Source organism: Streptomyces sp. NPDC091376 (assembly GCF_044757085.1).
Taxonomy (GTDB): Bacteria; Actinomycetota; Actinomycetes; order Streptomycetales; family Streptomycetaceae; genus Streptomyces; species Streptomyces pratisoli.
This window is the reverse complement of sequence record NZ_JBIVUF010000022.1, coordinates 23,738-37,492: the sequence shown is the minus strand read 5'-3', so window position 1 is coordinate 37,492 and position 13,755 is coordinate 23,738. Positions and strand designations below refer to the sequence as shown.

Annotated in this window: 9 protein-coding genes; 5 read left to right on the top strand and 4 right to left on the bottom strand. The window is 72.8% G+C overall.

The window, feature by feature from the left end:
• Positions 1–5: 5 nt before the first annotated feature.
• Together ACIQMR_RS33030 and ACIQMR_RS33025 are read left to right on the top strand one after the other, a co-directional pair.
• Positions 6–566, top strand: a complete 561-nt coding sequence (locus ACIQMR_RS33030) for an isoprenylcysteine carboxyl methyltransferase family protein (RefSeq protein WP_401395233.1) — start codon at positions 6–8, stop codon at positions 564–566.
• Complete coding sequence (locus ACIQMR_RS33025) at positions 563–1,588, top strand: NAD(P)/FAD-dependent oxidoreductase (protein ID WP_401395230.1); 1,026 nt, start codon at positions 563–565, stop codon at positions 1,586–1,588. Before ACIQMR_RS33030 ends, ACIQMR_RS33025 begins: the two co-directional genes overlap by 4 nt.
• Before the next feature lie 30 nt (positions 1,589–1,618).
• Here ACIQMR_RS33025 and ACIQMR_RS33020 read toward each other — a convergent pair whose 3' ends face one another.
• On the bottom strand, positions 1,619–2,482 hold the full coding sequence (locus ACIQMR_RS33020; protein WP_401395227.1) for a universal stress protein: 864 nt from the start codon (positions 2,480–2,482) through the stop codon (positions 1,619–1,621).
• A gap of 160 nt (positions 2,483–2,642) precedes the next feature.
• The gene (gene fusA / locus ACIQMR_RS33015; RefSeq protein ID WP_401395224.1) at positions 2,643–4,733 is read right to left on the bottom strand and encodes an elongation factor G; all 2,091 of its coding nucleotides are present in this window, start codon (positions 4,731–4,733) and stop codon (positions 2,643–2,645) included.
• A 524-nt stretch (positions 4,734–5,257) separates the two neighbouring features.
• On the opposite strand from fusA, the gene ACIQMR_RS33010 reads away from it, so the two are divergent.
• The 3 genes from ACIQMR_RS33010 (at position 5,258) to ACIQMR_RS33000 (ending at position 10,355) form a co-directional block, all read left to right on the top strand.
• Complete coding sequence (locus tag ACIQMR_RS33010) at positions 5,258–6,061, top strand: uracil-DNA glycosylase (RefSeq protein ID WP_401395222.1); 804 nt, start codon at positions 5,258–5,260, stop codon at positions 6,059–6,061.
• A gap of 232 nt (positions 6,062–6,293) precedes the next feature.
• Positions 6,294–8,357, top strand: a complete 2,064-nt coding sequence (locus ACIQMR_RS33005; protein WP_401395220.1) for a SpoIIE family protein phosphatase — start codon at positions 6,294–6,296, stop codon at positions 8,355–8,357.
• 177 nt (positions 8,358–8,534) lie between these two features.
• Positions 8,535–10,355, top strand: coding sequence for a ricin-type beta-trefoil lectin domain protein (locus ACIQMR_RS33000; protein WP_401395218.1), 1,821 nt, complete (start codon positions 8,535–8,537; stop codon positions 10,353–10,355).
• A 43-nt stretch (positions 10,356–10,398) separates the two neighbouring features.
• On the opposite strand, the gene ACIQMR_RS32995 is transcribed toward ACIQMR_RS33000, so the two are convergent.
• Positions 10,399–11,202, bottom strand: a complete 804-nt coding sequence (locus ACIQMR_RS32995) for a DUF3472 domain-containing protein (protein WP_401395216.1) — start codon at positions 11,200–11,202, stop codon at positions 10,399–10,401.
• Between the two features lie 44 nt (positions 11,203–11,246).
• Positions 11,247–13,718 carry a polysaccharide lyase 8 family protein gene (locus ACIQMR_RS32990; protein ID WP_401395214.1) on the bottom strand — a complete coding sequence of 824 codons (2,472 nt, stop codon included), beginning with the start codon at positions 13,716–13,718 and terminating at the stop codon, positions 11,247–11,249.
• Positions 13,719–13,755: the final 37 nt, after the last annotated feature.

Below are 13,755 nucleotides of genomic sequence, written 5' to 3'. Positions count from 1 at the left end.
CACTGATGATGAACACACACGTCTGCACCGCGTTCCTGCTGCTCGTGCTCCTGGTCGTCCTGGAACGGCTCGCCGAACTCGTCGTCGCCGCCCGCAACACCGCGTGGAGCAGGACGCGCGGCGGCACGGAGTACGGACGCGGCCACTATCCGGCCATGGTGGCGTTGCACACCGCCCTCCTGGCCGGCTGCGTCGTCGAGCCCTGGGTCGCGGGCCGCCCCTTCGTTCCCGTGCTCGGCTGGACCATGCTCGCCGTGACCGTCCTCGCGCAGGCGCTGCGCTGGTGGTGCATCGTCACCCTGGGCCCGCGCTGGAACACCCGGGTCGTGGTGGTCCCGGAGCTGTCGCTGGTCACGTCGGGCCCCTACAGGTGGCTCAGGCACCCCAACTATCTGGCGGTCGTGCTGGAGGGGTTCGCGCTGCCCCTGGTGCACACGGCGTGGGTCACCGCGCTCGGGTTCACCGCGCTGAACCTGGCGTTGCTGACCGTACGCATCCGCTGCGAGGAGGCGGCTCTGACCGATGTGACACGGCACGCCGCACGGCCGGCGGACGCCGTCCGGTGATCGATCTGCTGGTCGCCGGCGGCGGCCCGGCCGGTCTGGCCACGGCCATCCACGGCGCGCTGGCCGGACTGGACGTCGTCGTGGCCGAGCCGCGCCCGACTCCGATCGACAAGGCCTGCGGTGAAGGTCTGATGCCGGGGGCCGTACGGGCGCTCGGGAGCCTCGGCGTCCAGGTCACCGGTGGACCGTTCCACGGCATCCGCTACGTGGACGGGGTCACGGGGGACACCGCCGAGGCGCGCTTCCGCTCGGGGCACGGCATCGGCGTACGCCGCACGGAGCTGCAGCCGGCGCTGGCCGCGCGCGCGGCGGAGCTGGGCGTGCGGATCGTTCCTCAGCGCCTCGACCGGGTGCTTCAGGACGAGCGGCAGGTGACGGCCGGCGGTCTGACGGCGCGCTACCTGGTGGCCGCCGACGGACTGCACTCCCCCATCCGGCGCGCGCTCGGGCTGTGCGCGCCACCGGGTCCGCGCCGGGCGGCACGCTACGGTCTGCGCCGTCACTACGCCGTCGCACCGTGGAGCGATCTGGTCGAGGTGCACTGGTCGGCGCGCTCCGAGGCGTACGTCACCCCCCTCGCACCCGGTCTCGTCGGAGTCGCCGTACTGACCGCGCACCGGGCTCCGTTCGACACCCAGCTGGACTGTTTCCCGGCCCTGGCGGCGCGGCTGACGGCCGAGGCCGCGAGTCCGGTGCGCGGGGCCGGACCGCTGCGTCAGGGCGTCCGCTCACGCGTCGCCGGCCGGGTGCTCCTCGTCGGTGACGCGGCGGGTTACGTCGACGCACTGACCGGTGAGGGCCTCACGCTCGCCCTGACCGCCGCCGGCGAACTGGTCCGCTGCGTACGCGCGGGCCGGCCAGAGGCGTACGAGCATGCGTGGCGGCGGCTCTCCCGCAGCTACCGGCTGCTCACGGGTTCGCTCCTGCGGGCCCGGGAGAATCCGTACCTCGCCGCGCGCATCGTTCCGCTCGCGTCCCGGCTGCCGCGCGTGTTCCGGGCGGGAGTCGACCTTCTCGCGTGACGGACCGGGCGCCGGGGCTCTCCCCGGTGCTCAGTCCGGGTGCGGGGCGTGGACGATCGCCACGGGGCAGGCGGCGGTGTGGAGCAGCTCCGAACTCACGGACCCGAGGAGCAGTCTGCGCAGACCGGAGCGGCCGTGAGAACCGACGACCAGGAGGTCCGCGCCCTTCGACGACTCCGCCAGGAGGGTCGCCGCCCGCAGCCGTTCGGCGTGGAGTGCGACCCGCACGTCCGGGAAGCGGTCGCGGCGCTTGTCCGCCTCCTCCTTCAGCGCGGCGTGGACCGCGTCGTCGAGGATCTCGAAGTCGGGCGCGGCCATGCCGGGGCCGGTGGGCGTCTCGCCCAGGTGGAAGCTTCCGTGGACGAGTTCGAGGCGCGCACCGCGCAGCCGGGCCTCGGCGAAGGCGACGTCCAGGGCGCGCGCCGAGACACCGGAGGCGTCGCAGACGTCCACCCCTGCCACGACGCGTTTCTCCGGGGCGGCGGGAGCGTCACCGGGTCGTACGACGATGACGGGGCACGCGGCATGTGTGGCCACCTGCCAGCTGACCGAGCCGAGCGGCAGTCGCGGGAAGCCGCCGCTGCCACGGTGGCCGACGACCGTCCAGAAGGCCCGCGCGGACCGCTCCACGAGCACGGCCGCGGGCCGGCCGGCGACCGCTTCCGCCGTCACCGTCACCTCAGGGAACTCGGACCGGACCAGCCTCTCCAGGGGCTCCACCACGTCCGTGCCCGGCACGTCCCGGTCCGGGTGCTCGGAGACGTACAGCAGGTGCAGGGGCAGGCCGTGCAGGGCGGCCTGCCCGGCCGCGCAGCGCACCACGTACTCCTGGCCGCCGCCTTTGTCGACACCGGCCAGCACCGGCCCGTCCGGTTTCGCGGCACCGTTGCCCATGCGTGCTCCCTGAAGCTCAGCGGCTCTGGTCGTCCTTGCTCCAGGTTGCGGCGGAGCGTGCGCGGTCGCAGCGCGAGCCGCGACCACTCGGCCGATCGGGGGCCGTCCCGGGACGGCCCCGCCCGCGTACGGACGGGGCCACCGGGAGCAGCGCCGGGGGCTACCGCGCAAGGATCTGCTCGGACACCGACGCCGGGACGGCGGCGTAGCCCGTGGCGCGGGTGGTGAAGGTTCCCCGGCCCTGGGTACGGCTGCGCAGCCGGGACGCGTACCCGAACAGCTCGGCCAGCGGCACGGTCGCGGTGATCACCGCGGTGCCGCCCCGCGCGGTCGAGCCGGAGATCCGGCCGCGCCGCGCCGCGAGGTCGCCGAGCACCCCGCCCACCGCGTCGTCGGGCACGGTGACCGTGACCTCGACCACCGGTTCGAGCAGCGCCATCACGGCGGCGCGCAGCGCCTCCCTGAGGGCGAACCTGCCCGCCGTCCGGAACGCCATCTCCGAGGAGTCCTTGGGATGGATGGCTCCGTCGGCGAGGGTGACCCGCAGCCCGCTCACCGGGTGGCCGCCGAGGGGACCCTCGGTCAGGGCGTCCCGGCATCCGGCCTCCACCGCGCGGACGTACTCCTGCGGCACGCGTCCGCCGACGACGGCCGATCGGAACGCGAAGCCGGACGCGCCGCCGTCGGCGGTCGTTCCCAGCGGCTCGACGTCCAGGACGACGTGGGCGAACTGGCCGGCGCCTCCGTCCTGTTTGACGTGCCGGTACAGCAGCCCGGACACGCCGCGGACGACCGTCTCGCGATAGGTCACCCGCGGCGGGCCGACGCCGACGTCCATCCCGTGGGCGCGCCGGATCTTCTCCACCGCGACCTCCAGATGCAGCTCGCCCATGCCCGACAGGACCGTCTGGCCGGTCTCGGGATCGGTCCTGACCACGAGCGAGGGATCCTCCTCGGCCAGCCGTGCCAGCGCCGGCGCCAGCCGGTCGGCGTCGAGACCCGTGCGGGCCTCGACCGCCACCGAGACGACCGGGTCGGCCACGGTGGGCGGTTCCAGGACCAGCGGCGCCGTGGGCGCGCACAGGGTGGCCCCGGCACGGGCACCCTTCGGACCGATCACCGCGACGATGTCCCCGGCGACCGCCCGGTCCACCTCCGCGTGCCGGTCGGCCTGGACCCTCACGATCCGCCCGATCCGCTCGGTGCGACGGGCGCCCACGTCCAGCACGGTGTCCCCCTTCCGTATCGTTCCGGCGTACACACGCAGGTACGTCATCCGTCCCGTGGCCGTCGCGTTCACCTTGAAGACCAGGGCCGCGAGCGGCGCCGCCGGGTCGGCGGCACGCTCCAGCTCTGCGCCGTCCAGACTGCCTCGTACCGGCGGTACGTCCAGCGGCGAGGGGAGGTAGGCCACGACGGCCTGCAGCAGTGGTTCGATGCCGCGGTTGCGGTAGGCCGACCCGCACAACACCACCACGCCCTCACCCCTGTTGGTGATCTCGCGCAGCGCGGCGGCCAGCGTGGGGGTGGAGACCGCGGAGCGGGCGCAGAACTCCTCCAGCGCGACCGGGTGCAGTTCCGCCACCGCCTCCTCGAGCAGCCGGCGGCGCCGGTGTGCCTCCTCCTGAAGGGCGTCGGGCACCGGGCCCTGATCGAACGTGTCGCGGCCGGGGCTCCAGACCAGGGAGCGCATGCGGAGCAGATCCACGACGCCGGTGAATCCGTCCTCGCGTCCGATCGGGAGCTGGACGACCAGCGGCACCGTGCCCAGACGTTCCCGGATCGACGCGACGGCCGTGTCGAGGTCGGCGCCCGCGCGGTCCATCTTGTTGACGAAGGCGATCCGCGGGACGCCGTGCCGGTCGGCCTGCCGCCACACCGACTCGCTCTGTGGTTCGACTCCCGCGACGGCGTCGAACACGGCGACGGCGCCGTCGAGCACGCGCAGGGAGCGCTCCACCTCGTCGGCGAAGTCGACGTGTCCCGGTGTGTCGATGAGGTTGAGCCGGTGCCCGTCCCAGTCGCAGCTCACCGCGGCGGCGAAGATGGTGATCCCACGATCGCGCTCCTGCGGGTCGAAGTCGGTGACGGTCGTGCCCTCATGGACCTCGCCCCGCTTGTGGGTGGCGCCGGTGAGGTACAGGATCCGTTCGGTGACCGTGGTCTTGCCGGCGTCGACGTGGGCGAGGATGCCCAGGTTCCGGACGTCGGTCAGTGGATTGGTGGCATGGCGTTGCAGGTTGGTGCGCACGGCCCGTTGCCTTTCGGGTGATCGAAGGTCATCGAGAAAAAGGCAGCGCGATTCGCGGACGAAGCGGCCTGGGTCCAGGCCGGAAGGGTCCCCTGATCCGTCGTCATCGCCGGGATACGGCGTGAACGCGACGGGGCGGTCCAGGCGAGGTCCGGGCGAGGTCCCGGCGAGACGGCTCACCGGGCGGAGGGGGTCAGGTGTTCGTCACGGATCCCGGTGACGGCCGCGCAGCCGTCACCGGACGGCCGAGGACACCAGGATCACGTCGTACCGTGACCGGGGAGCGGCGACAGCGGTGCGGTGACGCATGGTCGGGCTCCCCTCATCGGTTCGTCGGTCGAACATGTCGAAAGCGCGCGCTGGGATGTCCCGGCGGCGCGTGAGCCGAGTGTAGAGAGCCGGGCTCGGCCGGGGCACCGCATTTTCCGTCGCCGGGGCCGACACGGGGCCGCCCGGGAGCCTCGTCCGCCGGGTGGTCGGCACCGTGCGGGGCCTCCGTACGGGCCGCTGGGTAGCGTGAAGGCATGGAGCGAGCGGGAGAGCGGGGCGATGCCGCGCCGGCTGCCGATGAGGCGACGTTCGCGGCCCGTCACGCACCCGGCTGCACCACCCTGGACGAGTTGGACGGGCTCGTGACGCGGTGCCGGGCCTGCCCCCGGCTGGTGGCATGGCGCGAGGAGGTCGCCCGGGTCAAACGCGCGGCCTACCAGGGCTGGGAGTACTGGGCGCGGCCGGTCGCCGGATTCGGGCCCGCGGACGCGTCCCTCGCCGTGGTCGGGCTCGCACCGGCCGCGCACGGGGCCAACAGGACGGGGCGGATGTTCACCGGGGACGAGAGCGGTGACTTCCTCTTCGCCGCACTGCATGAGGTCGGCCTCGCCTCCCGGCCGACGTCCCGGCAGGCCGGGGACGGACTCGTCCTGCACGGCGTACGGCTGACCGCACCCGTGCACTGTGCCCCGCCGGACAACAGGCCCGCTCCCGGGGAGAGGGACCGCTGCCGGCCCTGGCTGTCGGCCGAGCTGGAACTTCTCGGCCCCCGGCTGCGTGCCGTGGTCGTGCTCGGCGGCTTCGGCTGGCAGGCCCTGCTGCCGGTACTGCGCGACACGGGGAGGCAGATACCACGGCCGCGGCCCGCCTTCGGACACGGCGCGCACGTCGTCCTGCCGGCCGGGGGCAGGCATCCGCGCCCGCTGCACCTCCTCGGCAGCTACCACCCGAGCCGGCACAACACGTACACCGGACGGCTGACCTCCGCCATGCTCGTCGACGTGCTGCGCCGTGCCGCCGATCTCGCGGAGCTACACCCGGAGGGTCACTCCAGGTGACGGAATCGTGACGCCGAGGAGCCGGCGAACGCCCGTCGCCGGGCTGCGGCGGCCGCGCCGGCGTCCCGGGAACGCCTGACGTGGGCAGTCGCGGCGCTACATCCGCACAATGGGTGACGAGAAGGCTTGGCCTTGCCCATCGCCTCACGGGTCACCGCGGCCGAGCCGCCGGCGTGCCTCAGGCGCGCCCCAGGCACGCCTGAGGTGTGCCTCCGGTGGAAAGGATCGTCCGGTGCCAGATGACCGGCCGGGGGACGCGACGGGCCCCGGCGTGCTCCGGTCGGAGCCGGGATCCCTGCTGGAACACGTGTCCGTGGCGGTCTTCGGCATCGACGAGGACGACCGGATCTGTTACTGGGGACCCGGGGCTCAGGACCTCTTCGGACACGACTCGGCGGCCGTCCTGGCCGGACCCGCCGCCGTCCTCTTCCCGGACACGCCCCAGGACGGTCCTCGGGCGTCCGTGCTGCTCGCCGAGCGTGCCCGGACCCTCGGGTACTGGCGCGGCCGGTTCCCGGCGGTGCAACGTGACGGCACGGTCTTCACGTGCGGGTTCCGCGTCTTCCCCATGACCGGCGCCCTGGGACGCTCGTTCGTGATGGGGCTGGCGAGCCCGAGCGCGGAGCTCGACCGGGTGAAGACCAATCTGGCCTTCCTCGACGCGCTCTTCGAGACGTGCCCCATCGGCCTGGTGATGCTCGACGAGAACCTTCGGTACGTCCACCTCAATCAGGCGCTCGCCGAGATGGACGGTCTGCCCGTCGAGGACCACCTCGGGCGCTCCGTGGAAGAGGTCATGGTGACGTCCGACGGCGGGGAGTTCCTGCGCCTGATGCGCTCGGTGGCCGGGGAGGGCGGGCCCGTCATCGGCACCCTCGTCGGCCTGCGCACACCGGGGCGCCCCGACCGTGACCAGGTGCGGTCGGTGAGCATGTTCCCGCTGAGCCAGGCGGTCGGCAGCCGGCCCGGACTGGGCGGGCTCATGGTCGACGTGACCGAGCGGGAGCAGGCCATTCTGGAGGCGACGGCCGCCCGTCAGCGACTGGACCTGCTCGACCGGGCCACGGCCCGGATCGGCACGTCCCTGGATGTGAACGTCACCGCGCAGGAACTGGTCGAGGCGGCAGTTCCGGATTTCTGCGACGCCTCCGTCGTGGAACTCGTCGACTGGATGGACGAATCGCTGCCGTACGATCCGCAACTGCCGCTGATCACGCACCGGATCGCCTCCGGCACCGTGCTGCCTCCTCCCGCCCCCGAGCTGGTGAGCGGTCTGGAGACCGTGACCTATCCACCCGGGTCCAGGATCCACCGCGTGGTGGAGACGGGCCGCCCGATCTCCTTCCCCGTCAACGAGGACTTCGCGACGACGACGGCCCTCCACCAGGCCCGCGCACGGCTCCTGCTCGACAGCGGCCTGACCTGCATCCTCATCGCCCCGCTCATCGCCCGGGGCACGGTCCAGGGGCTCACCATGTTCGGGCGATCCGCGGCCCGACCGGCGTTCACCGAGCAGGATCTGAGCCTGGCCGGCGAACTGTCCTCCCGTGCGGCCCTCTGCCTCGACAACGCGCGCCTGTACAGCCGGGTCCAGGACATCGCGCTCACGCTCCAGCGTGCGCTGCTTCCCACGTCCCTGGACGCCTCTGCGTACGTACAGGTCGCCCACCGCTACGTGCCCGGCAGCCGCGTCACCGAAGTCGGCGGCGACTGGTACGACGTGATCGACCTGTCCGAGGACCGCGTCGCGCTCATCGTCGGCGACGTCATGGGACACGGCGTCCGGGCCGCCGCGGACATGGGCCGACTGCGCATCACCACCGAGGCACTCGCCAGGCACAACGAGGAGCCGGACGCCCTGCTCACCGAACTCGACGTGTGCGCGCAGGAGGCGGGCATCGAGCTGGCGACCTGCGTCTACATCGTCTACGACGCCAGAAGCGGGCGCGCCCGTATCGCCAACGCCGGCCATCCCCCGCCGTTCGTGCTCCACTCCGACGGGACGGTCGAGACGATCGGCGAGTGCCTCGGCGTACCGCTGGGGGTCGGCGGTCACCCCTTCGGTACGACCGAGATCGAACTCCCCGACGGCGCCACCCTGGCCCTGTACACCGACGGCCTCATCGAGGCCCGCGGCCGGGACATCGACGAGGGGGCGGACCGGCTCCGCGCCGAGCTGAGCCGTGCCTCGGGCCCGCTGGAGGAGGAGGCGGACCGCATCCTCGCCCGTCTGCTGCCCGACCCTCCGGACGACGACACGGTGCTCGTCCTGGCACGGATCCGCCGGGTCGCGTGAGCCGGGCACGGCCGTCACGCGCCTTCTCATGACGACTTACCCGCGGAAACACCTTTCCCCGCGCGGCAGGCTGCTCCACCATGGGCTCTTGTTTCCGGCAGGTAACCCCGTGGGAGCGTGGCGCGCCCCGAGGGGCGGGCGGGCCGGTCGTGCCGTAGTGGACGAGGAGACGCAAGGGTGCCAGAGCTCCACCACCGGGCCGGTCCGCCGCATGCGGACGGGCAGCCGGACTACAGCGGTCTGTCGGACGCCGAGCTCACCGAACGTATCCGTTCCGGTGCCCCGCAGGCCCATCCGGCCGTACAGGAGCTCAAACGCCGGCATCTGCCCGCGGTTCTGGCCTACGCACGGCTGTGTGGCCGCAACCAGACCGCCGGGACCCAACTGGCTCTCCAGGCCCTGCGCCTCGCCTCCGAGGAGGCGTGCCGGGGCATCGAGCCCCGTGGGCAATGGCGGCACCATCTGCTGATGCTCGTTCAGCGCGTGGGCGCCGCCTGGGCCATGAGCAGCCGTCGGGACCGGCTTTCACCCGACTTCGCCTCGTGGATCGACGAGACCGCACGGACCACCGCCACGGCACAGAGCACCACTACGGCGACCGGCGCCGCGACCGGGACGGCCACGGCCGGGGAGCCGGGTCCTGGGCCGGCCGCGCCCCGCCGCGGTCCGTCCGAGGCGTCGTCCGACACGTCGTCCGCCATGCTCGCCGGTTTCTACCGGTTGCCGGCGCTGACCCGAGGCGTCGTCTGGTACGCGGTGGTGGACCAGGAGCCGGACACCACGGTGGCCACCTGCGTCGGCGTCCGGCCGGATCTCGTGGCCGATCTGCGGGCGAAGGCGCCGGAGTCCCTGCGGCGGGCCTTTCTCCAGGCGTACCTGGAGCGCGGGGACCGAAGGTGTCTCGGCTACCGCCGCATCATCGAGGCGGCGGCACGCCCGGGAGACCGCAGGCACAGCGGGGACCTGACGCTGCATCTCGCGGAGTGCGCCCGCTGCACGCGGCTGGTCGCCGAGCTGACCAGGATGGTGGACGCCCCCCGGCCGGTCTTCGCCGAGCATCTGCTCGGGTGGGGCGGAGCGGAGTACACCACACGGCTTCCCGTGCCCGGCCCGGCCGGGACGGCAGGGGCCCGCATCCCCCTGCCCGCCACGGCCTCCGGGACCGGGACCGGGACCGGGACCGCACCGAGGAACCGGCTCGGAGCGGGCGTCGCCGGGTTCCTCGGCGGGTCCGGGACGTGGCAGGGCGACGCGAGGACGGCGGGCGGCGCGCGCCGCCCGTCCCGGTCCGCCGTCCTCGTCGTCGCCGCCGTGGCGGTGGCGACGGTCACCGTCGTCACCGGCACGGTGCTCGTGGCCTCCTCGGGCGACCCCGAGCCGTCCCGTGCCGCGGTGGCGCTGCCCACTGCCGCCGTGGTCCCGCCCATCGCATCCGCAGCCCCGTCCGCCCCGTCGGCCGCCCCCACCCGGCAGCCGTCTCAGCGGCCCACCCGCTCCCCGGGTCCGACCACGTCGGCCCCGTCGCCCCAACGTCCGGCGCCCACGCCGTCGAAGAGCGTCCCGCCGCGTCCCGTGCCGATCGTCCCCGGCGGTGGCCACCGCCCCGTCGTCAACGCCGACACGGGACTGTGCCTCGACATCGAGGACGGCGTCATGGCCAATCGGACCGACGTCATCACCACGCGCTGCAACGGCGCCCGCACCCAGCAGTGGAGCCTGGAGCCCGGCGGGCTCCTGCGCAGCGGCGCGGATCCCGACTACTGCCTCGACTCGCGCGGCGACACCGACCGTGGTGCGGGGATCTGGTCGTGCGCCTCCGTGGACGGCAAGAACGGCCTCAACCTGCTCTTCACCGTGGACGCTTCGGGAGCCGTCCGGCCACGGATCGACCCTGACTTCGCCCTGGAGCCGCTGGGGAGTTCGGAGGGGAGCTCCCTCGGTTTCGACCCGGTCGACGGCGACTTGGACCAGCGGTGGAACGCCGGCACGGCCCGATAGCCCGGGCCGGGTGCCGGCCTCCCGTCGTCCAGCGCCGCGGATGTCAGCCGCCCGTCGTCATCGTCACCTGCCCACCGGAGATGGTGTAGCTCGCGTTCGCCTTGCACGGGCCGTAGGTGTGCGCGCTGGTGTTGGTGCCCGTGCCGGGCTCCGGGTCGACGAAGGGCTTGCCCCACACCGCCTGGGCGTAGGGGATGGAGGCGCAGTCGGCCAGGGATTTGTAGTGCTCGACGAAGCCGACGCCGGTGGGCCTGAGCCAGCCCGCCGAGGCGGCCACGTTCCAGCTGCCGATCGTGGTCCACACGCCGGTGGCGGTGTCGACGACGTAACCGGTCCAGTTGTCGGTGCCGGTCCTGATGATCTCCAGCTGGTACCAGCGGCCCTCGACGTACGGGTAGGTGACACTGCAGCTCGTGCCGGCTCCGCCGTCTGCGCCCGTGCGGCAGTTGGGGTGGCTGGTGGAGGTGCCGGAGCCGAAGACGCTGAAGACGGCCAGACCGCTGTTGCCCGGGCGCGGCTGCAGGCCGACGTAGCCGACCTGGCCGGACTTGAAGTAGTACTGCTGCGCCCAGTAGTAACCGGACTCGTCGGGCTGGCTGATGACCTTGAGGGGGAAGGCGAGCTTCTCCAGGCCCTCGGCGGGCGCGCCGGTGATGGAGTACGAGTTGGAGACCATGCCTCCGGGGGTGACGGCCGCGGCCGCGGGTCCCGTCGAGTAGAGGAGGCAGGCGAGTGCCCCGGCGAACACCCCTGCGCCGGCGCCGAGGCGCCGCCGCAGACCGGTGCGCCGGTTCGTACGCGGACGCCTGCGTTCATCTGCGTGTGGCGTGTGCGTCGTGTGAGCCATGCGGGTCATGCGAGACATGCGGGTCATGCGAACGTCCCTTCCGGTCAGCCGAGCTTGACGGTGATCTTCTGGGTGGCGCCGTAACTGCCGCTGAGGTCGCCGAAGGTCAGGGTGAGCGCGGAGCCCGTCCCGGTCGCGGTGACCGAGGGCGCGGTGGAGAGCACGGATGCGACCCCGCGCTTCCAGGTGAGGGTGAGGCTCTGGACGGTGCGGGAGGGGTCGGCCACCGCGATGGTCGCGGTGCCGTCGCGGCGTTCGCGGATCTGGACGCTCACGGGTGCGCTCACCGTGACGGTGCCGACCGTGCCGGGACTCCAGAAGTTGATGCCGGTGAAGCCGCGCGAGGGAACGCGGACGCCCTGGTGGCCGGCGTCGTTGGCGAGGATCTGCAGCCAGTCGTGGTCCAGGGCCCGTGCGGCGGTGCGCAACCGGCCGGCACCGGGCATCAGGATGTACGCGTACGAAGCGCCCTGCGGGTCGGTGCCGTGGTCGTGCCAGAGCGTCAGATAGCGGCGGGTGAAGGGCTCGGGAGAGCTTCCGCTGTTGATGTCCTTCCAGGCGCCGGTGCGCTCCTCGCGCAGTGCGGTGAGGGCGGTGCCGCCGGGGAAGACGTAGCCGGCGTGGCCGTCGATGTGCGCCCAGTACGTGTGCTTGCGGGTGGCCGTCCAGCCCTGGGTGGCGGGCTGGCGGATGCCGTTGATGCTCAGCGCGGCGGTCCCGGCGGCACCCAGATTGCGGTTGTCCACGATCGTCTCGACGCCGGCGCCGTCGGCCGAGGTGATCCCGGCGCCCAGGCAGACCACGCAGTCGTCGAGGAAGAACCACGACTTCTTTGCCTCCATGGTGCTGGTGACGCCCTGCAGATGCTGGCCCGCGGTCCCGTACTCGCCGTCGGTGGTTCCGCCCACCCAGCCGGTGGCGGGCTTCGGGTTGCCCCAGTTGCCGCCGACGCCGTCCGGCAGCGGCTTCCTGGAGACGGTGATGCCGGGCAGCCGGTACGGGTCGACGGTCGGCCAGTAGGCGTCCGAGTACTGCTCGAGCCCGTGGTCGTCGCCCCACCAGGACAGCCAGCCGGACCCGGTGTGGTAGCCGCGGGCGTGCTCGCCGTTGCCGAACTCGTAGTGGGCGATGCGCCGGGAGGCCATGCTGAGCGACGCGGCCCAGTCGCGTCTGCGGTGGGTGGCGCGGTCCATGTTGTGGAAGACCCGGTGCACGCTCGGCTCGGGAGCCGGCTTGACCGTGTCGTCGTCGACCAGGGACTGCAGCCGGGCGGTGTTGACGAGGCTGAGCTTGGGGTTCTTCAGGGCGGGGCCGTAGTAGTCGCGCTGGAGCCAGCCCTTGACCATGGCCCTCCAGCGGGCTTCCTCCGCCGGGCCGGCGCCCTGGCCGAGGAGGACGATGGAGGCCATCACGCCATGGGCGCGGGTGTGGTCGTCCTGGGCCAGCTGGAAGGTGTCGGACGCGGTCAGACCGCGGCTGATGCCACGGCTGGAGACGTTGTCCATCATCAGCCCGTTGTAGATGAACGGGGCGATCGCCTTCTCGATGGTGTCGAGGAAGAGCTGGCTCGCCGGGTCCTCGACCTGCCATGCGGAGCCGCGCAGCAGCGCGAACAGCCGGCCCAGACCGTCGTTGAGGACGGCGCCGTAGCCCCCGATGTACGGGATGTTCGTGTGCTGGATGAACGAGCCGTCGGCGTAGAAGCCGTCCCCTGTGGTGACGTACGGGAAGACGGGTGACAGCGCGTCCCGGCCGACGACGATCTTCGCTGGGCTGTCGCCGACGACGCCGCGCAGGACGAGCACCCGGCACAGGTCGACGCGGTTGGCGCCGGTGCTGGTGCCGGTGTACTTCGACACGGCCGAGTCGGGCACGTACGCGTCCACGGCGGCGCAGTAGGCGGCGATCTGCTGCGGTGACAGGTGCTCATGGAGCAGTACGGCGATGTCCATCAGCGTCTGTGGGGAGCCGATCTGGAAGTTCCACCAGTTGCCGAAGCGCGGCTTGGACGCGCTGTAGACGTCCGAACAGAGGTGGTCCAGTCCGGCGATGACGGCGTCCTTGAGGGCGGCGTCCCCGGTCAGTCCCGTGCCCGGCTGGCAGTAGGCCTGCGCCATCGTGCTCAGCCGGTAGAAGCTGTCGTTCATCCGCTGCGAATAGCCGTACGACTCCTGGTCGGTGTCCGGGGCCGGGTCGCGGTAGTCGAGGTCGGGCCAGAGCGACCCGCTCGCCGGTGCCATGGCGCTCCGCAAGGAGGCGGCCTGTGTGCCGAGGGTGGCGAGTTTGGTTCTGAACGGCTCGGCGGTGGGGCTGAAGCTCTCCCCGAGTATCAGTGCGCGCCACTTGGTGCGCAGTGCCGCGAAGGCGTCGTCCGCGGCAGCGGCGGCCTCCGGTGCGCTGTGCGGGGGCGCGGGCTCGCCCCTGTGGGCTGCGGCCGCCGGGCCGGCCAGGCCGAGCGTGAGGGCCGAACCACCGGTGGTGGCGAGGAAACCGCGACGAGACCAGACAGACGTCATGGGAGCTCCGGGGGGAGGAGGCGGAGGACAGCGGGTC

Bases quoted from the DNA above. Each gene is read 5' to 3' on its own strand.
- ACIQMR_RS33030 (WP_401395233.1), top strand. From the start codon at position 6: ATGATGAACACACACGTCTGCACCGCGTTCCTGCTGCTCGTGCTCCTG.
- ACIQMR_RS33020 (WP_401395227.1), bottom strand. From the start codon at position 2,482: ATGGGCAACGGTGCCGCGAAACCGGACGGGCCGGTGCTGGCCGGTGTC.
- ACIQMR_RS33010 (WP_401395222.1), top strand. From the start codon at position 5,258: ATGGAGCGAGCGGGAGAGCGGGGCGATGCCGCGCCGGCTGCCGATGAG.
- ACIQMR_RS32995 (WP_401395216.1), bottom strand. From the start codon at position 11,202: ATGGCTCACACGACGCACACGCCACACGCAGATGAACGCAGGCGTCCG.
- ACIQMR_RS32990 (WP_401395214.1), bottom strand. From the start codon at position 13,718: ATGACGTCTGTCTGGTCTCGTCGCGGTTTCCTCGCCACCACCGGTGGT.